At 71.2% G+C, this 25,065-nt stretch carries 19 protein-coding genes; 7 read left to right on the top strand and 12 right to left on the bottom strand.

Annotated features, from left to right (window positions below; genetic code table 11):
• Positions 1-138: 138 nt before the first annotated feature.
• From O0S08_RS33815 to O0S08_RS33800, 4 genes are all read right to left on the bottom strand, one after another.
• A complete protein-coding gene (locus tag O0S08_RS33815; protein ID WP_269033556.1) occupies positions 139-1,422 on the bottom strand; it encodes a serine hydrolase domain-containing protein in 1,284 nt (427 codons plus the stop codon).
• A gap of 136 nt (positions 1,423-1,558) precedes the next feature.
• Complete coding sequence (locus tag O0S08_RS33810; RefSeq protein ID WP_269033555.1) at positions 1,559-2,125, bottom strand: hypothetical protein; 567 nt, start codon at positions 2,123-2,125, stop codon at positions 1,559-1,561.
• 1 nt (position 2,126) lies between these two features.
• Positions 2,127-2,681, bottom strand: coding sequence for an RNA polymerase sigma factor (locus O0S08_RS33805; protein ID WP_269033554.1), 555 nt, complete (start codon positions 2,679-2,681; stop codon positions 2,127-2,129).
• Between the two features lie 299 nt (positions 2,682-2,980).
• Positions 2,981-3,985, bottom strand: a complete 1,005-nt coding sequence (locus tag O0S08_RS33800) for a hypothetical protein (protein WP_269033553.1) — start codon at positions 3,983-3,985, stop codon at positions 2,981-2,983.
• A gap of 254 nt (positions 3,986-4,239) precedes the next feature.
• Between O0S08_RS33800 and O0S08_RS33795 the strand changes: the two genes are divergently transcribed.
• The 3 genes from O0S08_RS33795 (at position 4,240) to O0S08_RS33785 (ending at position 7,784) form a co-directional block, all read left to right on the top strand.
• Positions 4,240-5,730: an Ig-like domain-containing protein gene (locus O0S08_RS33795; RefSeq protein ID WP_269033552.1), complete on the top strand. Its 1,491-nt coding sequence runs from the start codon at positions 4,240-4,242 to the stop codon at positions 5,728-5,730.
• Positions 5,731-5,822: 92 nt separating this feature from the next.
• Positions 5,823-7,274 (top strand): FG-GAP repeat domain-containing protein, encoded by a 1,452-nt coding sequence (locus O0S08_RS33790; protein ID WP_269033551.1) that lies wholly within the window; start codon positions 5,823-5,825, stop codon positions 7,272-7,274.
• A gap of 219 nt (positions 7,275-7,493) precedes the next feature.
• Positions 7,494-7,784, top strand: a complete 291-nt coding sequence (locus O0S08_RS33785) for an antibiotic biosynthesis monooxygenase family protein (RefSeq protein WP_269033550.1) — start codon at positions 7,494-7,496, stop codon at positions 7,782-7,784.
• A gap of 141 nt (positions 7,785-7,925) precedes the next feature.
• Here the strand turns inward: O0S08_RS33785 and O0S08_RS33780 are convergent, their stop codons facing one another.
• The 4 genes from O0S08_RS33780 to O0S08_RS33765 all read right to left on the bottom strand — a co-directional run bounded on the left by O0S08_RS33780 (position 7,926) and on the right by O0S08_RS33765 (position 14,983).
• Positions 7,926-10,175 carry an ATP-binding protein gene (locus tag O0S08_RS33780; protein WP_269033549.1) on the bottom strand — a complete coding sequence of 750 codons (2,250 nt, stop codon included), beginning with the start codon at positions 10,173-10,175 and terminating at the stop codon, positions 7,926-7,928.
• Positions 10,176-10,529: 354 nt separating this feature from the next.
• On the bottom strand, positions 10,530-11,363 hold the full coding sequence (locus tag O0S08_RS33775; RefSeq protein ID WP_269033548.1) for an EamA family transporter: 834 nt from the start codon (positions 11,361-11,363) through the stop codon (positions 10,530-10,532).
• Positions 11,364-11,501: 138 nt separating this feature from the next.
• A complete protein-coding gene (locus tag O0S08_RS33770; RefSeq protein WP_269033547.1) occupies positions 11,502-11,912 on the bottom strand; it encodes a response regulator in 411 nt (136 codons plus the stop codon).
• Positions 11,909-14,983, bottom strand: a complete 3,075-nt coding sequence (locus O0S08_RS33765) for an ATP-binding protein (protein WP_269033546.1) — start codon at positions 14,981-14,983, stop codon at positions 11,909-11,911. The genes O0S08_RS33770 and O0S08_RS33765 overlap by 4 nt, the downstream gene beginning before the upstream one ends.
• 318 nt (positions 14,984-15,301) lie before the next feature.
• On the opposite strand from O0S08_RS33765, the gene O0S08_RS33760 reads away from it, so the two are divergent.
• Both O0S08_RS33760 and O0S08_RS33755 read left to right on the top strand, forming a co-directional pair.
• Positions 15,302-16,417 carry a mechanosensitive ion channel family protein gene (locus tag O0S08_RS33760; protein WP_269033545.1) on the top strand — a complete coding sequence of 372 codons (1,116 nt, stop codon included), beginning with the start codon at positions 15,302-15,304 and terminating at the stop codon, positions 16,415-16,417.
• A gap of 360 nt (positions 16,418-16,777) precedes the next feature.
• Complete coding sequence (locus tag O0S08_RS33755; protein ID WP_269033544.1) at positions 16,778-17,998, top strand: metallophosphoesterase; 1,221 nt, start codon at positions 16,778-16,780, stop codon at positions 17,996-17,998.
• Between the two features lie 73 nt (positions 17,999-18,071).
• Here O0S08_RS33755 and O0S08_RS33750 read toward each other — a convergent pair whose 3' ends face one another.
• Complete coding sequence (locus O0S08_RS33750; protein WP_269033543.1) at positions 18,072-18,698, bottom strand: CAP domain-containing protein; 627 nt, start codon at positions 18,696-18,698, stop codon at positions 18,072-18,074.
• Positions 18,699-19,085: 387 nt separating this feature from the next.
• Positions 19,086-19,994 carry an STAS domain-containing protein gene (locus O0S08_RS33745; protein ID WP_269033542.1) on the bottom strand — a complete coding sequence of 303 codons (909 nt, stop codon included), beginning with the start codon at positions 19,992-19,994 and terminating at the stop codon, positions 19,086-19,088.
• 468 nt (positions 19,995-20,462) lie between these two features.
• Between O0S08_RS33745 and O0S08_RS33740 the strand changes: the two genes are divergently transcribed.
• Positions 20,463-21,782 carry a hypothetical protein gene (locus tag O0S08_RS33740; RefSeq protein WP_269033541.1) on the top strand — a complete coding sequence of 440 codons (1,320 nt, stop codon included), beginning with the start codon at positions 20,463-20,465 and terminating at the stop codon, positions 21,780-21,782.
• A 111-nt stretch (positions 21,783-21,893) separates the two neighbouring features.
• Here O0S08_RS33740 and O0S08_RS33735 read toward each other — a convergent pair whose 3' ends face one another.
• Positions 21,894-22,352, bottom strand: coding sequence for an Lrp/AsnC family transcriptional regulator (locus O0S08_RS33735; protein WP_269033540.1), 459 nt, complete (start codon positions 22,350-22,352; stop codon positions 21,894-21,896).
• Between the two features lie 156 nt (positions 22,353-22,508).
• On the opposite strand from O0S08_RS33735, the gene O0S08_RS33730 reads away from it, so the two are divergent.
• Entirely contained in the window at positions 22,509-23,903 is a 1,395-nt protein-coding gene (locus O0S08_RS33730) for an alpha/beta hydrolase (RefSeq protein ID WP_269033539.1), read from the top strand.
• Between the two features lie 160 nt (positions 23,904-24,063).
• On the opposite strand, the gene O0S08_RS33725 is transcribed toward O0S08_RS33730, so the two are convergent.
• Complete coding sequence (locus O0S08_RS33725; RefSeq protein WP_269033538.1) at positions 24,064-25,035, bottom strand: LysR family transcriptional regulator; 972 nt, start codon at positions 25,033-25,035, stop codon at positions 24,064-24,066.
• Positions 25,036-25,065: the final 30 nt, after the last annotated feature.

Raw genomic sequence — 25,065 nt, 5'->3', positions numbered from 1 at the left:
GTTCATGTCCTTTTGGATATGTTCATAAATGAATGTTTGCCTTCGTAGCAAGGCAATATTGCATGTCCGAAGAGACAGGTCATTTTGGAACCCTCGCGCCAGCTCGAAGGCGGCGACTCCCTAGCATCCTGTTCGAGCTCAGCCGCTCGGTGGCGAGAGCTCGACGAGCGCGCCCAGGGACATCTGGACGAGCTGGGCCATGAGCGCGTTGTCGTTGTAGTTGCCGGCGGCGTTGGACGCCACGACCACGTAGGTCCCGCGGCTCGGCACCTCGCCGACGGCGACGCCGAAGCCGAAGTCGTTGCGGCCGGAGTAGGCGTGGGCCGGCTCGCCGTCGATCCACAGGCCGCGCCCCGACAGAATGTCGCGGCGGTACGCGTCCCGGGTCGCGGCGTCGAACACGGCCGCGCCGTCGATCGCGGCGGTCCAGCGCACGAGGTCGGCGACGGTGCTGACGAGGCCACCGTTGCCCATCAGCGCCCAGGACGGGGCCGGCCAGCAGGCGGGCGAGTTGCAGGCGAAGGTGTCCTCGTCGTACCCGATCGCCGCCTGTCCCTCGGGCCACAGGCCGTCGCCGTACAGGCCCGTGCGCTGCATCCCCGCGACGTCGAACAGGTGGCCGCGGAGGTACTGCGAAAAAGGCTCGCCGGAGACGTCCTCGACGACCGCGGCGAGCAGGGTGTAGCCCGAGTTCGAGTACGCTTCGGCCTCGCCCGGCGCGAACAGGAGCGGTTGTTCGAAGATCCGCCGCAGGGCAGTGGCCCGATCCATGACCTCGAAGTCGCCGTGGGTGTCGTGATACTCGTGGAAGCCGGCCCGGTGGGTGAGGACGTGGTCGAGCGTGATCGCGGCCTTGTCGGTCGGCACGTCGTCGAACAGGGCGCCGAGCGTCGTCTGGCGCGACAGCAGCCCGTCCGCCTCGAGCTGGAAGATCGCGGCGGCGGTCACGACCTTCATGATCGAGCCGCAGTCGAACGCGGTGTCGGGGGCGTTCGGGCGCTCGCGCTCGCGGTCGGCGAAGCCGACGCCGCCGCTCCACACCGGGGCGCCGTCGCGGACGATCGCCACGCTGCCCGAGAAGCCCTGGTCGGCCGCGCGCTCGACCTGCGCGCGCAGCTGCTCGGCGGTGGCCGGGTGGCCGATGTCGACGGACTCGCACGCGAGCAGGCCCAGGGCCAGCGCCTCCTGCATCCTCGGCTCACATGTCCTTTCGGCCATCTCGACAGCGGCAGCCGGGGACGACCCGGCGAACAGCACCTGGATGTCGCCCGACACGCGGATCTCGAGGTGCTCGACCGTGAGCCCGAGGTCGGCGACGCACTCGAGATAGACGTCCTCTGCGGCCGCGATCGCGGTGGGGCAGGCTGGGGAGTCTTCCGCCGGGGTGCACCCCGCGGCCGCGATCGCCAGCAGGAGAGACACGAGGCCTCGCAGGCCCGGGGCCTGCCTTCGTGTCGCGTCGGTGCGGCGGGTTGCGCCGGCCGAATCCGGGCGCGAGAGATCCACGAGCCCAGGGCGGTGGGGACGATGAGTTTTTTTCATAGGGTCCTCCGCGCCGCTAACGAGACCGAGGTCGCGAGAGTTCCGCCCGGGCCTGCTCGATCGTCGCGTCGACGCGGGCGCAGTCGACGCCGTCGACCGTCGCGTCGACGCTGAGGAAGCTGCGCTTCACTTCGAGCCGGGTGCACGGGCCGTCGAGCGCGACGGCCTCGCCGTCGACCACGACGCGGAACGCGGGGCCGTCCGTGGCTCGCCGGACCCAGGCGACGCCGCGGACCACCTCGAGCGCGAACTCTCCGCCGGCCGATCGCTGCCAGTGCAGCCGAGAACCTGGCTCTCCGACCACCTCGGCGACGCCGGGGGCGTGCAGGTGCGTGAGCCGCTCGAAGCTCGGCGGTGCGGTCGCGCGAGGGCCGTCGCGCAGCGTCGTCACCGAGGCGACGGCGAGCCCGCCGACCACGCCGCCGAGCACGAAGGTGAGCGCCCGGCTCCGGAGCCGCGGGGTCGACCGCGGGGGCTCGGGGGCGGCGATTCGTCGGAGCACGCGGTCGGCGAAGTCGGGCTTCGCCTCGGGCGTCCCCCAACCATCGAGCAGGCGATCGATCGATTCGTCGTTGTCCTGCATGTCAGCCACAGCGCTCCTCGGGCAAGAGTTGGTGAAGGCGGGCGCGGGCGCGGTGGAGTCGTGATTTGACCGTCCCCAGATCGATCTGCAGCGCGTCGGCGATCTCCTGGTATTCGAGGCCGTGGAGCTGGCGCAGGACCAGGACGCTGCGCTGCTCGGCGCCGAGGTCGGCGAGCGCCTCCTCGACGCGCTCGCCGAGCCGGCGAAATCGGGCCAGCTCGTCGGCGCCTGCGGTCGGCGCCGGATGGTTCGACTCATCGAACGATTCGACCTGCGAGCGACGGCGGCGCAAATGATCGATCGCAATCCTGGCCGCGATGGTGACGATCCACTTCTTGAGGCTCCCGGGCCCGCGGTCCTCGAAGCGAGGCAGCGACCGGTGCACGCGGAGGAAGGTCTCCTGCGCCAGGTCCTCGACGTCGGCGACGGCCCCGCGCAGGAGCATCTGCGCGAGGACGGCGTGGACGGCGTGCTGGTGCCGGACGACGAGGAGCCGGAAGGCGTCCCGGTCGCCCCGCACGGCCCGCGCGCACACGTCGGCGTCGTCGTCGGACATGTTCGTGGCGTCAACGAGAACTCGGGCCGCGGAGTTCCGCTCGCGGGGCCGCGAACTGCGCTCGGCGGGAGAGGGTCCTCTCGTGCAGACCGTGGCGCGTCCAGGCCGGCGCTGGTCGCGGGGGCGCGCGAGGCCGGTCCACCGCGAGGACGAGCTGGCGCCGGCGGAATGTGGGCAGTGCGGGGTGGCTTGGTACCGTCCGACGAACGATATGGCGCTCGTCGCAACTCCGCGAAGGCTCGGCGAATGCGACGGGTCGAGGTGGATCGATTCGGTGAATGGATTGTCGCACGACCGGGCTAGCCGCGACGAGGATAGGCGGACCGGAAGGCCAGGCCGCACTCGCACGCGAACAGGTTGTGCAGCTTGTGCTCGCCGTCGGAGAAATAGGTGAGGTTGAGGCCGATGCCGACGCCCTCGGCCACGGCCCACCACAGCAGCTCCTGGTGGCCGTCGCCTTCGAGGTCGGTCGCGCCGACGAGCTCGTATCCGCTCCACGCCAGCGGTGACGCGTCGAACAAGCCCACGAGCTTCCCCTGCGACAGCGCGGCCAGAACCTGATGACCAGCGAGGTCGGGCGCAGATTCGCCGACCTGGAAGACGGCGACGGTGTCGGCACCGCCGCCGAAGGTGCCGTGAATCTCGGCCTTTGCGGTGAGCGGCAGGTCGGCCTCGAGCTCGCCATGGGCCGCAGCGGCCGCGCTTGCGACGGCGCTCGCGGCAGCGCGGGTCCGGTTCGAAGGCCGCGCCGCGCGGAGCGGGACCAGACGCGGGTTCGATGCGCGAGGAGGTTCGGTCATGACGAGCACGGGCATCGAGGCCGCGGGATACCGGGCGTCGGGGCGGACGAGCTCGGGCTCGAGGAAGCGACCTTGTCGCTCGCGCGCCCGTACGGACCATCGCTCGAGGCCGTGAGGGTCGAGCACGTGCACCGCCTGTCCGTCGGGGACGCACGAGGTTCGACTGTCGAGGTCGTTGTGCACCCACGGCGCGGTCGAGTCGCACAGCAGGATCAATGCGTCCGGCGCGAGGCTCGAGTCGAACCACGCGACGGCGAGCCCGTGGGCCGGATCTGTGGCGGTCGAGGATGCGGCGCCGGCAGAGCCCGCGTCGAGGAGGGGCTCGTGGGGCTCGGGTGCGACGTCGGCGCGAGGCTCCGCGACGGCTTGCGGCGGCTCCTCGTTGCGGTCGGGCACGGGTTCGGCGACGGCGCTTCTCGGGACGGGCTGGCCCTGGGGCGTGCTCTCACCTCGACAAGCGCTCGTCGCGACGAGCACCAGGATTGCGAGGGAAGAGGTGCGCATGAGGCAGGATCCTCGAGGCTTCCGTGCATAACACGGTAGCGGACGGGGCGCGACACCTCGGCGATCGATACGCTCGTGCGATCCAGGGCGTCGCAGTCGGCATATCGACGATTCCGCTCGGGGCCAGCGAGGATGTCGGGCCTGTCCTCCGCTCGGCGGCCGCGTCGGCGACGCGGGATTCACGGCGCGGTGACGCGGGGGCGTCGGCGCGCGAGGGCTGGTGGGCGCGCGCGAGGTCGGGTAGCGTCACCGGCATGGCGCGTCGACAGTGGTCGTGGCGATTCGGTCTCGTGCTCGGGTGTGCGGCGTCGCTGCCGGCGGAGGCGGTGGCCAACGGCAACGTGTCGCACCAGTGGATCTCGAAGACCGCGGCGGAGCTGGTGCCGGCAGACGGGTCGCTGCGGGCGCTGGTCGGCGATCCGGCGCTGCGGCAGGCGCTCTACACGGGGACGATGTTCCCCGACTGGGGTTATACGCCGGGGGCGACCGCGGACGAGGGCGACGCGGGCGAATCGTCGCACTGGGAGCCGGTGCAGGAGGCGTATCGGCGGTGGATCGGCGACAACTTCGCGCCGCCGTGGTCGGACGAGGCGCGGCTGCACCTGGCGTTCTATTTGGGGATGACGTCGCACGGGATCGCCGACCAGACGTACGACGCGATGTTCTTCGAGCGCTCGGAGTTCTACGAGGCGAAGGATCATTCGGAGTTCGATCAGGACTCCGACGTGATGTGGGCCGGCGCGACCGGGCCCGGCGAGGTGCCGACGCTGTGGCTGCCGACGGCGCCGCTGCTGGCGCTGTTCGAGTCGGTCGTCGGCAAGACGATCGACGGCGGCAGCATGGCGCAGAAGGTGGGGCTGGTCGGGTTCGCCATCCACGCGGTGTCGGCGATCGCGGCCGACCCGGAGGGGCTGGCGGACGCGGAGGCGGACTTCCCGTGGGCGGCGGCGCACGACGACGATCCGGCGGTGCCCGGCAATCCGCCGAGCGAGGCGCAGATCGCCCGCCGCTACTGGCAGAGCAACTGGGCGCTGATCCACGGCGAATCACTGCCGCGGCCGGTGCTGTGGACATTCCCGGTCGACGGCGGGAGCGGGCACGCGACGCCGGCGGCGTCGATCGAGTCGTGGATCTCGGTGGTGTTCGCCCGCGGGCTCGACGAGGCGGCGCTGAGCGCCAGCCAATTCCACGTGGTCGATTCGGCCGACGTCGAGGCGCCGATCGAGATCGATCTGTTCTACGGCGAATCGTCGCACGTGGTCCACATCAAGCCGACCAGTGACCTGCTGGCCGACGAGGTCTATGTGGTGACCGTCGACCCTGGCGTGCAGACGATCCACGGCGAGTCGCTGGCGGGGTGGAGCTTCACGTTTTCGACCGGAGCGATGGGCCCGCCCCCCGTGAACGACGACGGCTTCTGGGACGTGGCCGACGACTACGCGCCGGAGGAGACGAGCAGCAGCAGCGGCGACGAGAGCGGGAGCGACGGCAGCAGCGGGAGCGAGGAGCCGACGAGCTCGAGCTCCGGCGGCGAGGTGCTGACGGGGGCGGGCGAGTCGCAAGGGTCGAGCGGCGGCGATCCGACGAGCAGCACGACGGCCGAGGACGCGGCGACGGCCGGGACGGACACGGCCGACAGCGGCTGCGCGTGCGCGACGACCGGCTGGACGGGGCCGCCGGTCTGGTTGCTGCTGGTGCCGCTGTTGCGGCGGCGGCGCGAGCAGGGCCGAAGCTTTCGCCGGTGAAACCCCGAAACGCACCGAGTTACTGCTGGAGCAGCCACGCACGGCGGTTGCTCCATGGTCCGCGAGCGGCGGTTCGTGGCATGATCGAGGGCATGCGCATACGAGTAGAATTGCTGGCGGCTGGTTTGTGTTTGACTGCTTGCGGGCCGGATGTACCGGCCGAGACGGATGGTAGTACGTCGGGAACGACGAGCTCCGGTTCGACGAGCTCCGACACGCCGACCGACGGAGGTTTTCCATCCTCGGACTCCGACCCGTACGACGATTCCTACGACGGCCTCGACTGTGAATGTTACGAGGGCGAGACTCAGGATTGCGAGGTCGACGGCCAGCCGGGGGCGCAGATCTGCGAGGGATGGGTGGACTTCGACGTTTGCGACCTCAACTGGTCGGCTTGCCACCTGTGCGAGCGCGGCGAGCCGTGGCCGTGCAATGCCGACCGCTGCGGCTTCGACGGCGAATGCGAGGAGGGGGAGGAGTGCGGCGAGGACGGCTTCTGCGCGCCGCTCCCGTCGATCCCGGTGTGCGACCGCCAGCCCCTGATGGTGTCGGAGCTCGAGCTCCAGGGCGCGGCGACCCAGGTGGAGCTGGTGGACCTCGACGGTGACGGGGCGCTCGACCTGGTGGCGCTGCTCGCCGCGGACTCCAGGGTCGAGGTGGCGCTCGGCGACGGCGACGGCGGCTTCCTCCCCGGCACCACCTACCCGACCGGGCTGGAGATGTCGCATCAATCGCTGGCGATCGCCGACTTCGACACCGACGGGTCACCCGATCTGGCGATCGATCGCTGGTCGGAGCCCGCAGAGCTGAGCTTGCTCTTCGGACAGGCGGGGTCGTTCGCCGAGCCGGTCTTGTCGAGCTTGCCTTTCCCTCCGAACATCCTGCGGGCCGGCGACTTCGACGGCGACGCGAACCCCGATCTGGTGATGCTGAACGGCTCGTATGACGCCGAGATCGTGCTGTACCGCGGCGACGGGATGGGCGAGTTCACGGCCGAGCCTCACGACGTGCCCGGGGACGAGCCGTTCGTGTTCGCGGTGGGGGCGGTCGCGGGCGAGCCGAGGCTCGACGTGGTGGTGACGCGCGCCGAGACGCTGGGCGCGGAGGTCCTCGAGTACGCACCGGGGATCGGTTTCACGGCGGTGGCGACGCTGCCCGGCGCGGGCGCGACGCCCTACGACCACGTCGCGGTCGGCGACATCGACGGCGACGCTGCGGCCGATGTCGTCGCTCACCGCGCACTGGTCGGCTCAGGGCAGATCCAGACGTGGCCGCAGCTCATGCTCGGGTCCCGCTTCCTGGTCGAGGCGCCGATCCGCCTCGGGCCGATCGCGGACATCGACGGCGACGGCCGCGGCGATCTGCTGGCGGTCGAGGGGGACTCGTTGGCGCTCCACATCCTCTACGTCGATGCGCCCTGCATCCAGGCAAAAGTCGGCTGGTACGCGTCGGGCCTGGCGACGGGGGACCTCGACGGCGACGGCAAGGCGGACATCGTCGGGGTCGCCGGAACAACGGCGCAGATCCTACGCACGGGGCCATGAGCCGACGCGCTCCGTCGAACCGGGCCGGCTCGCGGCACGGCCCGGCTGTGGTAGCGACGAGCTCATCGCGTCGCCGAGGCTCGTGTTCACGGCATGTCTCTTGGGACAGGCTCGCCTCTTCGCCGCACGCGCGTGCGTGAACTCGCGTCGGCGCGCGATCGCGCTCATGGGCGACGGAGGCGGCCTGTGGTGTGTTTCAGGGCCTCAGGAGGCACGGCCATGGCGATCCGGCAGGTCATCACGTTTCGCGTCCAGCGGGGCGCGGCGCAGGCGTTCATCGACGGGTTCGGCCCGATCATCGACAAGGTCCGCGGCGAGGACGGGTGCGAGCAGTACGAGCTGTTCGTCGGCCACGCCGATCCGGACGTGCTGGTGATGCTCGAGCGCTGGCGCGACCTCGCGGCCCTGCAAGGCGCGCTGGCGAAGCACTACAAGGGGCAGGACGACCCGTCGGTGGCATTTTTTAAATTGGTCGAGGGCCAGCCGACGCGCGAGCGCTACGAGGTGTGAGCGGGGCCGCGGAGCCGCGAGCGCCTGTCCGAAAGGGCAGCCGAGGCGGGAGCGCAGCGGGGGGAGTGATGGGCGTGGAACTGCCGCTCGCGGACCCTCAGCCACGGTGGGGAGCGCGAGCCGGCGCACGCGAGCGCGCCATCAGGCCGCCGGCAGCGTGAACCTGAATGCGGCGCCGCGGCCGACCTCGCTGTCGACCCATACGCGCCCACCGTGGGCCTCGACGATGCCTCTCACGATGAACAGCCCGAGGCCGACGCCGCTCTGCCCTGCTCGCCGCGCCTGCCAGTAACGGTCGAAGATCCAGGCGCGCTGCTCCTCCGGGACGCCGGCCCCGGTGTCCCGGACGAGGAACACGACCTCCTTGCCGTGCTGCTCGGCGGTGACGGTGATCGTGCCGCCCTCCGGAGTGAACTTGATCGCGTTGCCGATCAGGTTCGAGAGCACCTGGAAGATCCGGTCGGGGTCCATGAAGGCGCGCAGACCGGGCGCGGCCGCGACCGGAGGGATATCGATCCGCTTGTGCTCCGCGAGCGGCCGAAGGATGCCGATCGACTCGTCGAGGAACTGCTTGACGTCCTGGTCCCGCAGCGAGATCTGGAACCGGCCGGACTCGATCTTGGCGACGTCGAGGAGGTCCGCGATCAGGTTGCTCATGGTGGTCGCCGAACGCTGGATGCGGTCGATCGCCAGCGTGACGCGCCGCTCCTCGGGCTGCGTGTCGCAGGCGTGAATGCTCTGGGCGATGACTGCACCGGCCATCTGGATGACGCCGAGCGGGTTGCGCAGGTCGTGCGATACGACGGCGACCAGGTCGTCGCGCAGGCGAACCGCCAGGTGGGCGCGCTCGACCTGCAGCTCGAGATCGATCTCGATCGCGCGGCGCCGCAGCTCTTCGGCCGCCTCAATCTCCCCGGGCCGCCACGGCAACGAGCTCTGCCGCACGATCTCTTTCCAGAGGGCGAACGACCGGCGCGGGTGGAGCCGCGTCGCGCCGAGCTCGAACGCCTTGTTCGGATCGCCGCCCCATTCCACCGACCGCACGACCTCGGGGCGGAACCACAGCACGTAATGCGGGCGCGGCCGCGGCAGTCGCAGCGCGAGCAGGCCGCTCGCCACCTCCGCGAAGCCGGCGGCGCCGGGGAAATCCCGGGGCAGCGACGCGGTGTGGAAGATCGGCGCGCAGGGGGTGTCCGACAGCCAGGCGACCAGCTTCTCGATCGCTTCCGGGGGCGGGGTCTCACCCACGAGCGTGCAGCCGGCGTCGCTGCAGATCGCGGCTCCGTGCGCCGGGACGAGCTCGAGCAGCTCGGGACCTCGCGCTGCGAGTCCCGCGAGCACGTCGTTCCCGGCGCGGCGCATCGCCTCTTCGAGGCTGGTGAGGACGCTGTGCCACTCGTCCCGGCAGCGGCGCTCCTCGAGCTCGGCCATGGCTGCGATCTGCAGCGAGGCGACCCGGCCGAGCATTTCGCAGGCGCCTCGCAGCGTGTACGGCAGGTGCCGCGGCCCGCTGTAGTGCCCGCAGCTGAGCAGCCCCCACAGGGCGCCGCGATGCACCAGCGAGACGCTCATCGACGCGCTGAGCCCCATGTTGTGCATGTACTCGACGTGGATCGGCGAGACGCTGCGGAGGATCGAGAAGCTGAGGTCGAGCGGCGCCTCCGTGTCGGGCCGCAGCGGCGGCACGAGCGGGACCGGCCGGTAGCTGGTGTCCGGGATGATGCGCAGCCAATTGAGCGTATACAGCCGCCGGGCCTGCCGGGGGATGTCGGAGGCCGGATAGTGTAGACCGAGGTACGGCTCGAGGTCGTCGCGGCGCGCCTCGGCGATCACCTCCCCGTGCCCCGCCTGGTCGAATCGATACGCCACCACGCGGTCGAAGCCGGTCAGGCGTTGCACTTCCTGCACGAGCGCCTCGACGAGCGCATCGATCGTCCGTGCGGCCTCGATCCGCGTCAGGGCGCAGCCGATCAGGTCGCGCAGCGACGGCTCCGGCTGGGCCGGATCGAACGGCTCGAGCTCGAGGAGGAGCACGCCCTGGTGGCGGTGCAGCAGCCCGTCGAACTCGCGGCCCGCCGCCGTGACGTGTTGCGGTCGGAACTCGTCCTCGCGGACGGTCTGCGTCGCGGCTCGCAACGCCGCGAGCGATTCGCCATCCAGGATCTGTGCGACCGGGCGCCCGAGCAGCGCCTCTGGCGGGCGGCCGAGGAAGACGGAGGCGTTGGCGCTGATCTGCTGGACGACCAGTCCGGGCTCGGACAGCGCGAGCAGGAGCCCGAACGGCTGGATCGAACCGGGCGTGTGGATCGGCTCCCGGTCGCAGTCGAGGCCGTCGGGCGCGTCTGGAGAGAGACGCTCCGGAGGCACTGAAGGGTTCGTCTCCACGCTCATGCCCAGCGAGCCGCCGTTACTCTCTTACACTGGAGGAGCCCTCGCTGCATCCCTGGTGGCGTGATCTGCCGAGGACCCGCTCTCGCTTCGCTCGCTCGCCGGCGCGGCTCGCGGCCCGCGGTGATTCGCAGAGGTCGCCGAGCTCGTCGATGCCGTCGAGCCCGGCTGCTTCGGACGGACGATGCAGTCCGTCGCCTGCTCGCTCACGACGCGCGAGCGAGCGCTGCCACGGGTCCGCGGGCGGCGAGCGCGTGCCTGCCGGAGCTCGGGTGATCATCAAGACATGTCTGTTTGAACATGTTCATGAGGACATGTCTCCGGGAGGACGCCCGGAACGCCTGCGATCGGGCTCGCTCACGCGGCGAGGATCAGCGCCGCGCCGGCGGCGATGGCGGCGGCCGCGGCGGCGCGCAGCGGGGTCACCTGTTCTTTGAGCCAGAAGACGGCGATGACCGTGGCGACGAGGATGCTGGTCTCGCGGAGGGCGGCGAGCGGGGCGGTGGGGCCGAGGCGGTAGGCGGCGAGGGCGAGGCCGTAGGTGCCGAGGCTGAGCACGCCGGCGAGGACGCCGGGGCGCCACTGCTCGCGGGCGATGGCGAGGACGCCGGGGCCGCGGAGGGCGGCGAACACGGTGCTGATGACGGTGCCGTGGAGGACGAACAGCCAGGCGATGTAGCTGGGGCCGGACGGGGCCGCGCGCACGCCCCAGGCGTCGACGACGGTGTAGCCGGCGATGCACACGCCGGTGAGGAGCGACCAGCCGAGGGCGGCGCGGCTGAGGTGACGGCCGAGGCCCATGGCGAGCATGCCGGCGCCGATGGCGACGATGCCGGCCAGCTCGAGCGGGCGCGCGGGCTCGTGGAACACGCCGAGGACGACGACGGCGGTGAGCAGCGGCGCGGCGCCGCGGGCCACCGGATAGGCGGCCGAGAAGTCGCTGACCTCGTAGGCGCGCACGAGGGCGTAGAGATAGACGAGGTGGATCGCCAGAGAGGCGACCAGCCAGGTCCACGCGCCCGCCGGCAGCGGGACGAACGCGAGCGCGGGCAGGGCGAGCGCGGCGCTGGCGGCGTCGATGAGGGCGCGGCCGACCAGCTTGTCGTTGCCGGCCTTGAGGATCGCGTTGACCGTGGCATGCAGGACGCCCGACACGAGCACGAGCGCGTAGGCGAGGTCGGTGCCGCTCACGCGGGGCACGATAGTCGCTCGTCGCGGGTTCGGCCACCGCGAACCGGGGGCGCGATCATCGTTCGCGATCGACGGAGCCTTGCGACGGCAATGGGCGTCTTGGACCGTCTCGATTCGTCGGTGCCGCCGGCCCGGGGCTCAGTTGCGGGCCTGGACGGCGGCGCCGACGAGGCGGAGGAGCGTGTCGAGGTCGACCGGTTTTTGGATGCACTCGAAGGCGCCGGCGTTGCGGCAGCGCTGCTCGGTGTCGTCGGAGGCGTAGCCGGTGACGACGATGACCGGCAGGCGGGGGTCGAGCTGGCGCAGGCCCATCAGGGTGTGCAGGCCGTCGATGCCGGGCATGCGCATGTCGGTGATGGCGACGTCGAAGCTGCCGTGGCGGCACAGCTCGATCGCCCGCTCGCCGCTGTCGGCGACCTGCACCGCGTAGCCCTCGCTCTCGAAGAAGTCTTGCAGGATCTCGAGCATGTCGCGTTCGTCGTCGATCACCAGCACTCGCGGGAGCGCCAGGGCGTCGGTCGCTCCGCCGGCGGTGTCGACGGCGGTCACGGGACCTCCTCGGTCAGGCGGGCCGGCTCGGTCGGCTCGGGCGGCTCGGGCGGGAGCAGCGGGAGCCACAGGCGGACGGTGGTGCCGCGCCCGAGCTCGCTGTCGACGTGGATGCTGCCGCCGTGGGCCTGGACGAACTTCTGCGTCATCGGCAGGCCGAGGCCGGTGCCCTTGCCCGGAGCTTTGGTGGTGTAGAACGGTTCGAACACGTGGGGGAGGGCTTGCGGGGCGATGCCGACGCCGCTGTCGCGGATGAGGATCTCGGCGCCGTCGACGTCGTCCTCGCCGGCGGCGGCGCGCGCGTGGACCTCGATGATACCACCTCGGCTGGTGGCGTCGGCGGCGTTGCCGATGACATTCAGCAGCGCGGACTCGAGCGCGGGCCGATGGACGACCAGGGCGGGCAGGTGGTCGGGGGCGAAGTCTGCGACCAGACGGATCCCCCGCTCGGCGGCCTCGGGGCGGGCGAGCTCCAGCAGCCACGTCAGCACCTGGCCCAGCTCGCAGCGCTCGGCGACCTGCGGGCGGCGGCGGCTGTAGGCCAGGAGCGCCTCGACCAGGCCGGCGCAGCGCTGCGAGTGGCGCTCGATCCGCTCGAGGGTGCGGCGGACGAACGGGTCGCGCGAGCCCCGGCGCAGCAGCATCTGCGCGCTCATGCGAATGATGGCGACCGGGTTGTTGAGCTCGTGCGAGAGGCCGGCGACCAGCGTGCCCACGGCGGCCATCTTGCTCGACTGGACCAGCTGGTCCTGCGTGTCCTTGAGGATGCGGAGGGTCTGCTCGAGCTCGTGCTTCTGGGCCACGACCTCGAGGTGGACGCGGTGCAGGCGGAGGGCCGCGCCGACCCGGGCGCGCAGCTCGGCGGGGGCGAACGGCTTGGGCAAATAATCGTCGGCGCCGACCTCGAGGCCGCGGACCGTCTCCTCGCGGCTGGCCTTGGCGCTGAGGACGACGACCGGGATGTCGCGCAGGTCCGGGTCGCGCTTGAGGCGGGTGACGAGCTCGTAGCCGTCCATCTCCGGCATCATGATGTCGGAGACGATGACGTCGGGGCGACGCTCGCGGGCGGCGGCCAGCGCCTCGGCGCCGTTGGCCGTGAGGACGATGTCGTGGTCGACGCGCAGGACCGAGGCGATATAGGCCCGCATGTCGGCGTTGTCCTCGGCGACGATGACGCGCGGGCGGCCCGGCGCGGGCGATGACGGCGGGGCGGTGGGCACGACGCCGGGGCCGGGCGGCGGCGGCGGACGCGTGGGTCGCTCGTGCGGCGGGCCCAGCAGCGCCAGTCGATCGGCGTCGATCGGCAGGTCGACGACGAAGCAGGCGCCGGCCCCGAGCTCGCTGCACAGGTGCACACTGCCGCCCATCGCCTCGGCGAACTCGCGGACGATGGCGAGGCCGAGGCCGGTGCCCTCGTGCTTGCGGCTGATCGAGCTGTCGAGCTGCTGGAAGCGCTGGAACACCCGCTCGTGCTCCTCGGGGGCGATGCCGGGGCCGGTGTCCTCGACGGCCAGGCGCATGTGGCCGTCGCCGTGGCGGGCGAGCGAGACGGTGACGGTGCCGCCGGCGGGGGTGAACTTGAGGGCGTTGCCGAGGAGGTTGAGGACGATCTTCTCGAACATGCGCCGGTCGAGCGGGACGGTCCGGACGGCGGGCGCGAGCCGGTGGCGGAGGGTGAGGCCGGCGCTGTGGGCGGCGGGTTCGGCGTCGAGGACGATGCCCTCGACGAGGTCGTGGACGTCGACCGGCTCCCACACGACCCGCATCTTGCCGGCCTCGAGCTTTTGATAGTCGAGGATGTCGTCGACGAGCCGGCCGAGGCGCGAGGCGTTGCGCCACATGCGGGACAGCGAGGCGCGGGTCCCGTCGCCGAGCGGCTCGGCGGGGTCGGCGAGCAGCGCCTCGAGCGGGCCGAGGATCAGCGTCAGCGGGGTCCGCAGCTCGTGGCTCATCACCGTGAGGAACTCGCTCTTGGCCCGCAGGGCCGCGTCGGCGGCCTCCTTGGCGCGCTGGATCTCGAGCTCGATGCGCTTGCGCTCGGTGATGTCGACGTAGATCCCGAGGAGCCCGGTGACCTCGCCGGCCTCGTCGCGGATCGGGACCTTGCTGGTGAGGATGAAGGTCTGGCGGCCGTCCGGGCGGCGCAGCGGCTCCTCGATGTCCATGATCGGCACGCCGGTCGACATGACCCGCTCGTCCATCAGGCGGAAGAAGTCGGCCTCCTCGCGGCTGTCCCAGATGTCGTGGTCGGTCTTGCCGAGCAGCTGGCTCTCGTCCGTCAGGCCGGTGTGCTCGAGGAACTTCTGGTTGCAGCCGAGGAACCGGCGCTGGCGGTCCTTCCAGAAGATCGCCTGCGGCACGTTGGCGAGCAGGTACTTGAGGACAGATTGTTGCGACGCCAGCTTCTCCATCGCCCGCTCGCGCTCGGTGACGTCGAGGGCGACGCCGAGCACGCCGGTGACCTCTCCGACGGGGCCGCGGACCGGGGAGTAGTGGACGTCGAACACGCGGCCGCGCAGGTCGCCGACGATCGTGACCGGCTCGCCGGCGAGCGACTTGCGCATGCTGTCGAGGATCCACGGCACGTCGCGGTAGGCGTCGACGTACGAGCGGCCGACGTTGGTGCCGGGGGCGCGGCCGAGCAGGCTGAGGCCGTGGCCCTCGCTCAGGGTGATGATGCCCTCGGCGTCGGAGGCGAACAGCACGACCGGGGCGTGGTCGAGGATCGTGCGGACGATGTCGGTGTCGGGGATCGGCGGGGGGGCCAGCTCGACGTCGCCGCGCAGGAACACCCAGGTGTCGGCGGCCCGCGGGACGACGCGGACGGCCATGCCGAAGCCGTGGCGGTTGCTGGCGTGCAGGCTGCGCTCGTGGTCGCCGGCGCACGCCTCGTGCAGCGCGCCCGCGGGCGCGCCCGGGAGCAGCGTCGCCAGGTCGCGCCCGATCAACGCCGCCCGCTCGGCCCCGAGCACGCGCTCGGCCGCGGGGTTCGCGGCTCGCACCTCGCCAGCGTGAGAGACGACCAACAGGCCGTCGTCGAGCAGCTCCGCCAGCTCTGTCCCCGGAATCACGACGAGGACAAGAATACGTGAGCGGCGCCGGATCCCCGGCGTCGGTCGCGAAAACGGCGTAGACCCCCGCCATGGGGTCCGCGGAGGCTCCGCCGGGGGGGCCGCGGGTTCGCCGCACCTCGCGCCCGCGGCCGCTGACCGCCGGGGCCGAGGGGTCCGTTCGTACACCGAGACGGCGCTCGCGCCAGTGGCGATGTCCTTCTGGACATGTTCTCATGACAATGTCCTGAAAGACATGTCCATGAGTGCACCCCGGGCCCCGCGCAACCCTCGGCCCCGGCGTGGCGCGCGCGACGAAGTCGGTTAAGCTCGCCGGCGATGCGGGAGGTCCTCGAAGGGCTCTTGGAGCGGACTTGGCTCGGGATCACGGGCCTGCAATGGTTGGCGGCGGGGGTGATCCTGCTGGCGTTGACGCCGACGCTGCTGCTGGTGCGGCGGACGGCGGTGAGGCGGCTGCGCAAGCACGCGATGCGGACGGAGTCGGACGTCGACGACGCGATCGCCGACCTGGTCGAGCGCTCGCGCGGGTGGTTCTTCGCGCTGATCGGGCTGCGGCTGGCGACGGTGACGCTCGATCTGCCCGAGCGCTGGGACCACCGGGTGCACATTGCGCTGATCATCGGCGGGATGATCCAGGGCGGGCTGTGGGCCAGCACGGTGGTGCGCTACCTGGTCGACCGCCGGTTCGCCCGCCACGTGCAAGCCGGGGGGGCGTCGCCGCAGGTCACGCCGATCGCCCAGGCGCTGCTGCGGCTGGCCGGGCTCGTGGTGGTGTGGTCGATCGTGGTGCTGGTGGTGCTGTCGGCGATGGGCATCGACATCACCGCGCTGGTGGCCGGCCTCGGCATCGGCGGCGTGGCGGTCGCCCTGGCCGTGCAAAAGGTCCTCGGCGACATCCTCGCGTCGATCTCGATCATCGTCGACAAGCCGTTCGCCCCCGGCGACGCCATCCAGGTCGGCCAGATGTCCGGCACGGTGCGGCGGATCGGCATGCGCAGCACGGTCCTGGCGGGCGCCGGCGGCGAGGAACTGGTGCTGTCGAACACGGACCTGCTGTCGAGCCGGATCCAGAACTTCACCCGCATGCAGGAGCGGCGGGTCGCTCTGCGCATCGGCGTGGTCTACTCGACGCCGCAGGAGCTGGTCGAGCGGCTGCCGGCGCTGCTGCGCGCGGCCGTCGAGCGGCGCGAGCAGGTCCGCTTCGAGCGCGCCGCGCTGGTCGAGCTCGGCGAGTCGGCGATCGAGTACGAGCTCTCGTACTGGTTGACGACCGCCGATTATGCGGTGTTCGTCGCGCAGCACCAGCAATTGCTGTTCGACCTGCTCCGCGAGATGCGCGAGCTCGGCTACGAGTTCGCGTTCCCGAGCCGGACGCTCTACGTCGTGCCGCCGGAGAATGAGCCGCCTGCGAGCCCGGCGCCCGCGGCGGGCTGACGCGCGGGTACGACTCGCGCCGACGTTGCGAGGCCGGCGCCGTGTCCGCGGCGCGGCGGCGCAGATCTCCGGCGGCGCGACAATTCGGGCGACGGGGCGTGCAGACAGTCCACGCCGGGCGTCGCTCGTCTGTCGCCGCGGTCAGACTGCCCGACGCCGGATCGCGATCGGCCTTTTGACCACCGGTGCGCAGATCGTCGGGCGACATTCGTCGTCCGCCTCGCTCGCGTGATTCCTCGCCAGAGACGTCGCGGTGCGAACATATCGGGGCGGTAATCTGTCGGATCGGTCAGCGAGACGGCGACGGGAGTCGTCGCACGCCCGCGTCGCCGCCGATCGCGGCGCCGGTACGATCGAGGCATGGATGGAGCTCGGCGCCTGGGTCTCGTCACCGTCGCGTTGTCGATCGCCGCTTGTCAGGACGTGTTGCAGGATTCTCCCGGCGGGCTGCCGGACACCGCGGCCGACGGCGCCGACGAGGGCGACGAGGTCGACGATCCGCAGCGCGGCGCGTGCCCTGGCATTCCCGGCCAGGAGCCGGGCCCCGAGGGCGTCTGGAGCCGCGAGTACGAGCTCGCCGGCGTGGCCGCCAAGTGCGCGCTGCAGACCACGCCCGAGGGGCCCGAGCCGCCGGAGCCGGAGCCGGATCTGCCGCCCGGGCCGCCGCCCTTGCCGCTGTTCGTCGAGGGCTCGACGACCTTCGTGGTGCTGCCGGACACTCAGTACTACTCGCTGCGTTTTCCCGGGGTGTTCAACAGCCAGACCAAGTGGATCGCCCGCAACGCGGTCGATCGCAACATCGCCTATGCGTTCCACCTCGGCGACCTGGTCCAGTACAACAAGGAATCGGAGTGGAAGCGGGCCAGCGCGGCGATGGCCGAGCTCGACGGGATCGTGCCGTACGGGGTCGTGCCCGGCAACCACGACTACGGACCGTCGGGCGACGCGTCGACCCGCGAGACGCTGCTGAACCAGTGGTTCTCGTTCGACGACGCGGAGCTGATGCCGAGCTTCGGCGGCTCGTACGAGCCGGGCAAGCTCGACAACACCTTCCACCTGTTCGACGCCGGCGGGCACTCGTGGGTCGCGCTGCTGCTCGAGTGGGGCCCGCGCGACGGGGTCGTGGAGTGGGCCAACGACGTGATGGGGCTGTACCCCGAGCGCCTGGGGATCCTCGTCACCCACGCGTACCTCAACCACGACGACCGCCGCTACGACCACACCGACGACGCTCACTCGCAGGCCTACAACCCGCACCACTACGACACCATGGGCGGGGTCAACGACGGCGAGGAGCTGTGGCAGAAGCTGGTCCGCCAGCACCGCTTCGTCCTCACGCTCAACGGCCACGTCCTCGGCGACGGCGCCGGGTACCTCGCCAGCGTCAACGACCACGGCCAGGTGGTCCACCAGATGCTCTCCAACTATCAGCACCGCCCCATGGGCGGCGAGGGCTTCCTCCGCCTGCTCGAGCTCGAGCCCGACGGGCGGACGATGCACGTGCGCACCTATTCGCCGTGGTACGACGAGTACCTCACCGCGGCCGACCAGAACTTCACCATCGAGCTCGACGTCGGCTGAGCGGCGCGACGCGACGGGGCACCGCGGCGTCCGCGGCGCGGACGGCGATGCCCCGAGGCGCGGCGCGAGGGCGTCAGTTCTTGCCGAAGTCCTGCGTCCAGTAATGCTTGTAGGTGGCGCCGGACGCGTAATAGTAGCCGATGCCGAGGTGCTTGTAATTGCCGTTCATGATGTTGTTGCAGTGGCCGGTGCTGGTCATCCAGCCGTTGACGACCTGGGCGGCGGTCGCGTAGCCGGCGGCGATGTTCTCGCCGGCGGCCGTCCACACGTAGCCGGCGGCGGTGATCCGCTGGGTGAAGGTCGAGCCGCTCGAGCCGGTGTGGCTGAAGAAGTTGTTGACGCCCATGTCCTTCGAGTGGTTGCGGGCGGCGCAGCGAAGCTGGGCCTGGGCGGTGACGGCCGGCACCGGCGGCTTGGTGACGCCGCCACACACGGCCCCGGCGGCGCGCTTTTGATTGACGAGGGTGAGCACCTGGTCCTCCAACGCGGCCCACGCCGGGTCCCAGCCGGCGTCGCTGCACGCGAAGGAGGGATCGACCGCGTCGGTGAGCTCGTCGATGTCGAGCTCCGTGAGCTCGGTGGAATCGAGGCCGATGCCGATGACGCCTTCGCCGACTTGGGTCGCGGTTTCGTCGTCGACGTCGCAAGCGACGGGGGCGAGGAGGGCGAGGAGGGCGAGAATGCGCGGAGTGTTGTGCATGCTTGCATCTATATCATCGGTGCCGCGATCGTCGTCGCGCGTGCACCGAGCGCCGCGGGCGGGAGCGCGCCCCGGCGATCGCGCGGCCGCTGAAACGCCGGTCTACGCCGCTCTGGGTCGATAATGTGTCCCTTGGGACATATGTACGATTGCCGCCTCGCGGCGCCGTGTGGTCAGCCGAGGCCCTGAGACACCGCTCGCCGGCCACGCATGAGGGCTCGACGTCCCAGCTTCGATCGCGGCGCCGCGTGCAGGTGCTCCGCGCGGGCCGGCGTACATCGGGGCGGGCGAGGCGACGCGTGCACACGCGGTGGCATGATTGCGCGGCGGACGGCCGCCAATCGGCCCTCGAGGCCGCGCTCGCAGCAATGCCGGCTGGAGCTGCGACTACAGTCGCCGCATGGCGAAGGCGATCCCGCTCTGCAAGGTGCCGCGGGTCTCGATGTTGCCGAGATCGACGCCGAGGCCGATGAGGGCCTGGGCGACCTCGGGTCGGATCCCGGTGAGCACCACCTGGGAGCCGAGCAGCCGCACCGCCCTGGCGGCGCGTACGAGCGCCTCGGCGACCGCAGCGTCGACCTTCGGCACTCCGGTGATATCGAGGATGGCCACCTTCGCGTTGCGGCCGGAGATCCCCGCCAGCAAGCTCTCCATCACCTGCCCGGCGCGCGTCGCGTCGACGCTGCCGACGAGCGGCATCACCACCACGTCGTCGCTGATCGGGATGAGGGGCGTCGAGAGATCCGCCAGCATGGCGGCCTGCGCCTGGATGACCTCGTCCTGGAGTCGCCGCCGCTCCTCCTCGGCCCGCCTCGCCGCCCGCAAATCGCGGGTGACCGCCCCGATGCCCAGCGGCTGTCCGGTCCGCTGATCGCGGACGATGAACGCGTTGTACTGCGTGGGGAAGGCCTCGCCCGTCTTGAGGTGCTTGAACTCGAGCTCACCCTCCCAGCGCCCGGTCTCATGGAGCGCCGGGACGATACTTTTTAAAAAGTAATCGGTGGCTTCCGGGGTCAGCACCTTCGTGACGTCGAAGCCCCGCATGTCCGCGTCGACGTCGAATCCTATCAACCTGCGACCGGCCGCGTTGAGGTAGATCGTGCGACCGTCCAGGGTGCAGATGCCGATGAAATCGACGCAGTTCTCGACCGCGGCGAGCATCTGCTGGCGCTCCTCGTCGAGGCTCTCCTTCGCCCGCAGGTCGGCGATGATGCGCTCCTGCGCCGCGACCTGCTCCTCGAGCTCGGCCACGCGCTTGGACAGGGCATCAATCCTCTCTTCTGCGGCGCCGGTCATGAAACGAGGTTACCCGAGCCTCGCGCACAATTGCAACGGCGCTCGCTCGCTCGCCTCGTCGGACAGAAGAGCGCGCCGAGTCCCCCGAACTCCGGGGCTCTACCACGTATCCGTGCGCCGCGGGAATGCGAGCAACGAGGTCGCGTCGAGGTGCGCGAATTCGGCGAAGGCCCGCCGGACCTCCATGTCGTGCAACATCTTCCAGTGGAACCTCGGCGATCGAGGAGCCCCCGATCCCGTCGATTGCGACGAGTACGAGGGGACGGACCTCGGGGCGGGCAATGTCGTCCGTACGAATGACATGCCCCGAGGGACAGGAATATCCGACGCCATGTCGACATGACGGGCCGGTGGCGGCTCGCGGCCACGACGGTGGATCGAGGCCCGATTCGGGGGCAGACGCCGCGCCGGCTCGCGGTCGGTGCTCCTCCTTGGTCTTCGGGCGCCATTGCGTTAACACTGGGCCGCATGACCTCACGGCGCTCGTTCGCCCTCACCCTCGCCGCCGTGCTGGCGCAGGCATGCGCCGGCCGGCGCCCGGCCTCCGACGCCGGCCACGCCGTCTCGCTGGACGCGGCTGCGGAGACGTACGTGAAGCTGGTGCTCGCGCTCGGCCAGCACGATCGGGACTACGTGGACGCGTACTACGGCCCGAGCGACTGGGCCGAGGCGGCGAAGCGCGACCGACTGCCGCTCGCGGAGGTCGGCCGCCGCGCGGCCGCGCTGCTGCAGGCGCTCGCGGCCTCGGCCGCCCCGCGAGAGCGGCTCGTCGCCAGGCGACGCCGCTTCCTGCAGCGGCAGGTGCACGCGGTGGCGGTGCGCGTGAGGTTGCTGAGCGGCGAGTCGATGCGCTTCGACGAGGAGAGCGAGGGGCTCTACGGGGCGCGGGCGCCGATCCGCGCGGAGGCCGAGCTCGAGGCGGCGCTGGCGGAGCTGGGGGCGCTCCTGCCGGGTTCGGGCGCGCTGGCGGAGCGACTCCACGCGTTCCGCCAGGACTTCATGATTCCGCCGGCGAAGCTGGAGCGGGTGCTCCAGACGTCCATCGCCGAGGCGAGGCGGCGGACGAAGGAGCACATTCCGCTCCCCGCGGACGAGTCCGTCACGCTCGAGCTCGTGACGGGGGAGACCTGGGACGGCTACAACTGGTATCGAGGCGACGGGAGGAGCCTGGTCCAGGTCAACAGCGACCTGCCCATCACGATCTCCCACGCGATCGACGTGGCGGCGCACGAGAGCTACCCCGGGCACCACGTCTACAACCTGCTGCTCGAGCAGCGCCTGGTGCGACAGCTCGGGTGGGTGGAGTTCGCGGTGTATCCGCTCTACTCGCCCCAATCCCTGATCGCCGAGGGGAGCGCGACCTACGGGGTCCACGTGGTCTTCCCCGACGAGACGGCCTACCTGAGGGACGTCCTGTTCCCGCTGGCGGGCCTGCCCGCGGAGCGCGTCGAGGTCTACTTGCAGGTCGAGGCGCTGGCGAGGCGGCTGCGATACGCCGACATCGAGGCCGCGCGGCGCTTCCTCGACGGCCAGGCGACCCGCGAACAGACCCGCGATTATCTCGTCCGCTACCGCCTGCTCTCCCCGCCGCAGGTCGAGAGGTTCCTCGTCAACGCCGCGGAGGACCGCACCTACGTCATCAACTACAGCCTCGGCCACGACCTGGTGGCGGACTTCATCGCGCGCAAAGGGGGCACGGACGAGCGCCCCGGGCGGCGCTGGGAGCTCCTGCGCGAGCTGCTCTCTTCCCCCTGCACGCCCGAGGATCTGCGCACCGGCGATTCGTGACGCGGATCGGGCGACGAATCAGGGCAGGGCGGCTTCGGCGCTCGGCCCGGCGATGCAAGGGGACGGCGAAAGCGCGGGGACGTGAAGGGCGGTCGGGTCGCATGCTGCCGCTCATTCGACGGCCAGGCTCGAGCGCGCGAAGGAGAACACCAGCGACGTCTCGATCCGGCTCACCTCGGGGCGGCTGGTGAACGAGCGGATGGTGAGAACACGCAGGTGCTCGGTGTCGCGGCACGCGACGTGGACGAGGAAGTCGGTCGCGCCGCCGAGGCAATACACTGCGACCGTCTCGGGCAGCGAGCGCAGGTGATCGCCGATGCTGTTGAACGCCTCGCCGACGTGGAGGCGGAGCTGGACGGCGATCAGGGCCTGCAGGTCGAGGCCCAGCGAGCGCGGCGCGAGCTCGGTGCGGTAGCCGGTGATCACGCCCTCGGCCTCGAGCCGGCGCACGCGCGCGAGGCACGACGACGGCGCGAGGCCGACGGTCGCGGCCAGCTCCTTGTTGGAGATCCGTGCATCCTTCTGCAGGAGGCCGAGCAGGGCGCGATCAATTCGGTCGAGGGTGGGCATCTTCGGCTCCGTTTCGAATTCTATTCGGTAGAATACCGGACAGCTCGAGAATATTATTCTGTATCGATGCTACTAGCCCGACTTTTTGCCGGTCTGTTTGCCTTCGCCTCGCCTCCCGCACCCCGGCCCGGGACGGTCTCGCTCGAACCCGCGGCGGTGACCAGCGCCGCGGGGGAGAAGGTCCAGTTCGAGCTCGGCACCCTGCACGTGCTCGAGAATCGCGCCGCGTCGAACAGCCGCGTGATCGCCGTCGGGTTCGCGCGGCTGCGGGCCGCGCGACCGACCCGCGCGGCTCCGATCGTGTTCTTGCCCGGGGGGCCGGGTAACAGCTACCTCGACGCGTTCACGGCGAACGACGAGAACGCGCGCCGCCGGCTGGAGAACTTCCGCCGCTACAGCGCGGTCGCGGACGTCATCGTGCTCGACCAGCGCGGGTTCTCGCGCCGCGGCACCACCCTGCGCGTGCCCGATGCCGTGCCCGCGCCGCCCGATCGCCCGAGTTCGGTGGCGGCGGAGAGCGCGGCCTATCGGGCCTTCGCGGCCGCAGCGATCGCCGCCAACCCAGACCACGATCTGTCCGGTTACCATGTGCGCGAGTGCGTCGAAGACGTCGCCGAGCTGCGCCGCGCGCTCGGCTACGCCAAGCTCAACCTGCTCGGCGGCAGCTTCGGCTCGCAGTGGAGCTTCGCGGTCCTGCGGCTGCACCCGGAGATCGTCGAGCGCGCCGTGCTGTACGGCGTCGAGCCGCTCGACGACGGCATCGACATGCCGTCGTACCTGTTCGCCGCATTGCAGCGGATCGCCTTCGACGGCGACCGCGCGCCGAACCTGCAGCCGTACCTGCCGCCCGGCGGATTGATGGCCGCGGTCCGCGAGCTCCGCGACCGGTTCGCCCGTGCCCCGGTCACCGTGAAGGTCCGCGTCCCCGAGACCGGCAAGACCGAATCGGTGGTGCTCGGCCTCGCCGACCTGCAAAATGCGCTGCTCCCCGACGACGCCGACGCGTGGCCGGCGTTCATCCTGTCGCTGTATCACGGCCACTACGAGGGGTGGGCGGGGGAGGAGCTGGCGCGCCGCCGCCGGTCGAAGTTCTCCTCGGTGATCCTGCCGCTGATCGATTCGGGGCTCGGCGTCAGCGCGACGCGAGCGCACCGGTTGCACAACGATCCGGCGACGCACTTCCTCGGCACGTGGAGCTTCGAGCCGCACGAGAGCTCGCGCCCGGCCTGGCCGACCCCCGATTTCGGCGACGCTCTGCGCGCTCCGACGACGAGCGAGGTGCCGGTGCTGTTCGTCAACGGCGACTGGGACACCTCGACGCCGATCGAGAACATGCTGCAGATCGCGCCCTACTTCCCGCGCGGCCGCGTGATGATCGTGCACCGCGCCCAACACGAGCAGCTGACCCGGATGACCCGCCACCGACCCGAGGTGTTCGACGCGATCCTCGAGTTCTATCGCTCGGGCGCGACCGCCAAGTTGCCGGCCGAGCTCTCGCTGCCGGCACCGACCTTCGTGACGCCGGCGTTCCCGCCGCCCGCGCGCCGCTGAGAGCTACTGGGGCTCCGTGCGTCGGCTGCGGGCGCGACCTCGTCGCTCGACACCTGCACGTCCACAAGTCCGCAGGCGGCTCCTCGGAGGCATTCACGCGAGCCGATACGGCGCTCGTTCGCCGGTGCTGCCCGGCGTCTCCGCCGTGACGACGACGGCGCTACTTGCGTCGTGGACGGTGCGTCCGGGTACCCGCGCGCCGGCCTCGCGCCGGCGCGCGTCGAGCCCCGCCGCCCGCGTTCGCCGGCGCCGCCGCGGCCCAGCGCTTCAGCTCGTCCCACAGCGCGCTCGCCACGACGCCGTGCGGGCGGTCTCGCCGCCGCAGGACGAACAGCTCCATCCTGTCGACCTCGAACTCGGGCACCTCGAGCACGACGAGCTCGCCCGCCGCGAGCTCGCTCTCGGCGACGTGCTCGGGCAGCCCGCCCCAGCCCATGCCGGCGAGGATGATGTCCTTCTTCGCAGTGACGTCGGTGACGCTCCAGCGCAGTCCCCCCGCGAGCACGTTCAGCGACGGCGCGTCGGAGCCCTGGGCGCTGTCACGCAGGACGATCTGCGCGTGCGCCCGCAGCAGCGCCGGCGGGATGGGAGCGCCGCAGGTCGCGAGCGGGTGGTCGCGGCGCGCGACCGGCAAGATGCGCACGCTCTGGAGGTATGCGCTCTCGACCCGGGCCGAGGCGACGCCGAGGCGCGTGGCGATGACGAGGTCCGCGCGCTCCTCTTGCAGCGCCGCGGCGGCGCCGGTGAGGCGCTCGGTCGCGAGCTCGATGCGCACGGCCGGGAAGCGTGCCCCCACCGCGCGGAGGATCGTCATCAGCGAGCCGAGCGGCGTGACCGCCTCGACGGCGAGCCGGACGATCGGCTCGACGTCGCCGGCGAGCTCCCGGGCGAAGCTCTTCAGCGCCTCGACCTGCTCGATGACCGCGGCCGCACGCTCGCGGAACAGGCGGCCGGCGTCGCTGAGGGTGGCGCGGTAGCTCCCGCGATCGAACAGCTCGAGGCCCAGCTCGTCCTCGAGGTTGCGCACCAGCTTGCTCACCGCCGGCTGCGACTTGTGCAGCGTCGAGGCCGCGGCAGTGAACGCGCCCGCGTCGGCGACGGCGAGGAAGGCGAGGAGTTGGTCGTGGGTCACGCAGAAACCTCCAGAACCAAGAGTAATGGA

It is taken from the genome of Nannocystis punicea (genome assembly GCF_026965555.1).
GTDB lineage: Bacteria > Myxococcota_A > Polyangia > Nannocystales > Nannocystaceae > Nannocystis > Nannocystis punicea.
This window is presented reverse-complemented; position numbering and strand designations above follow the sequence as displayed.

Excerpts from the sequence above, each read along its gene's own strand:
- O0S08_RS33810 (WP_269033555.1), bottom strand. The coding sequence starts at position 2,125 with ATGCAGGACAACGACGAATCGATCGATCGCCTGCTCGATGGTTGGGGG.
- O0S08_RS33805 (WP_269033554.1), bottom strand. The coding sequence starts at position 2,681 with ATGTCCGACGACGACGCCGACGTGTGCGCGCGGGCCGTGCGGGGCGAC.
- O0S08_RS33800 (WP_269033553.1), bottom strand. The coding sequence starts at position 3,985 with ATGCGCACCTCTTCCCTCGCAATCCTGGTGCTCGTCGCGACGAGCGCT.
- O0S08_RS33795 (WP_269033552.1), top strand. The coding sequence starts at position 4,240 with ATGGCGCGTCGACAGTGGTCGTGGCGATTCGGTCTCGTGCTCGGGTGT.
- O0S08_RS33790 (WP_269033551.1), top strand. The coding sequence starts at position 5,823 with ATGCGCATACGAGTAGAATTGCTGGCGGCTGGTTTGTGTTTGACTGCT.
- O0S08_RS33785 (WP_269033550.1), top strand. The coding sequence starts at position 7,494 with ATGGCGATCCGGCAGGTCATCACGTTTCGCGTCCAGCGGGGCGCGGCG.
- O0S08_RS33780 (WP_269033549.1), bottom strand. The coding sequence starts at position 10,175 with ATGAGCGTGGAGACGAACCCTTCAGTGCCTCCGGAGCGTCTCTCTCCA.
- O0S08_RS33760 (WP_269033545.1), top strand. The coding sequence starts at position 15,302 with ATGCGGGAGGTCCTCGAAGGGCTCTTGGAGCGGACTTGGCTCGGGATC.
- O0S08_RS33755 (WP_269033544.1), top strand. The coding sequence starts at position 16,778 with ATGGATGGAGCTCGGCGCCTGGGTCTCGTCACCGTCGCGTTGTCGATC.
- O0S08_RS33750 (WP_269033543.1), bottom strand. The coding sequence starts at position 18,698 with ATGCACAACACTCCGCGCATTCTCGCCCTCCTCGCCCTCCTCGCCCCC.
- O0S08_RS33745 (WP_269033542.1), bottom strand. The coding sequence starts at position 19,994 with ATGACCGGCGCCGCAGAAGAGAGGATTGATGCCCTGTCCAAGCGCGTG.
- O0S08_RS33740 (WP_269033541.1), top strand. The coding sequence starts at position 20,463 with ATGACCTCACGGCGCTCGTTCGCCCTCACCCTCGCCGCCGTGCTGGCG.
- O0S08_RS33735 (WP_269033540.1), bottom strand. The coding sequence starts at position 22,352 with ATGCCCACCCTCGACCGAATTGATCGCGCCCTGCTCGGCCTCCTGCAG.